We start from the raw sequence: 915 nt of genomic DNA on the forward strand, positions 1-915 counted from the left end.
AATCGGTCGAGGGCTTATCCAAAACTATTTCAATGTGTTGCAAATTCGTTTCGTATCTAGTTTTCAGGGAATCAATCTCTGTAACTGCATACAAGTTATGATGGAGAGATACCCAAGTGGCTATAAGGGGACCCTCTGCTAAGGGGTTAGACTGCGTAAGCGGTGCGAGGGTTCGAATCCCTCTCTCTCCGCCATTTGAATAACTTGAACGCAAATAGGTTTATATGGCGGTGTAGCTCAGCTGGCTAGAGCGTACGGTTCATACCCGTGAGGTCGGGGGTTCGATCCCCTCCGCCGCTACCATACATACCTGGAGGCTTAGCTCAGCTGGGAGAGCATCTGCCTTACAAGCAGAGGGTCGGGGGTTCGATCCCCTCAGCCTCCACCATGTACTTATTTTTATCACCTTACCATGCCGGTGTAGCTCAATTGGTAGAGCAACTGACTTGTAATCAGTAGGTTGGGGGTTCAAGTCCTCTCGCCGGCACCATCTTTAATAATGTGGAACTGTGGTGTAGAGGCCTAACATGCCTGCCTGTCACGCAGGAGATCGCGGGTTCGAATCCCGTCAGTTCCGCCATTATTAATCTTAAGGAATAAAAATGGTCGGTTTTCCACAGATTAAAGTGGGCAGGATTGCATTCCGCACTTTATTTTTATGTCATTTATGTAAGGCTCGGTAGCTCAGTCGGTAGAGCAGAGGACTGAAAATCCTCGTGTCGGCGGTTCGATTCCGTCCCGAGCCACCTTTATATCCTGGAGGATTAGCGAAGTGGCCAAACGCAGCAGACTGTAAATCTGTTCTCGTCCGAGTTCGGTGGTTCGAATCCATCATCCTCCACCAGTAAATAAGAGCCATTAGCTCAGTTGGTAGAGCACCTGACTTTTAATCAGGGTGTCGAAGGTTCGAGTCCT

Annotated in this window: 7 tRNA genes; all 7 read left to right on the forward strand. The window is 49.0% G+C overall.

The features are described 5' to 3' along the window. Positions 1 to 102: 102 nt before the first annotated feature. Positions 103 to 194: transfer RNA gene (locus CRG97_RS00600), tRNA-Ser, on the forward strand. 32 nt (positions 195 to 226) lie between these two features. After that, a tRNA-Met gene (locus tag CRG97_RS00605) sits at positions 227 to 303 on the forward strand. Between the two features lie 9 nt (positions 304 to 312). Further along, positions 313 to 388 (forward strand) — tRNA-Val (locus tag CRG97_RS00610). 26 nt (positions 389 to 414) lie between these two features. After that, positions 415 to 490, forward strand: a tRNA-Thr gene (locus CRG97_RS00615). Positions 491 to 503: 13 nt separating this feature from the next. After that, a tRNA-Asp gene (locus tag CRG97_RS00620) sits at positions 504 to 580 on the forward strand. 93 nt (positions 581 to 673) lie between these two features. Next, positions 674 to 746: transfer RNA gene (locus CRG97_RS00625), tRNA-Phe, on the forward strand. Positions 747 to 758: 12 nt separating this feature from the next. Further along, a tRNA-Tyr gene (locus CRG97_RS00630) sits at positions 759 to 844 on the forward strand. The last annotated feature ends 71 nt before the right edge of the window (positions 845 to 915 follow it).

The sequence above is a fragment of the Paenibacillus sp. EZ-K15 genome (assembly GCF_002573715.1).
In the GTDB taxonomy this organism is placed as follows: domain Bacteria; phylum Bacillota; class Bacilli; order Paenibacillales; family Paenibacillaceae; genus Paenibacillus_AQ.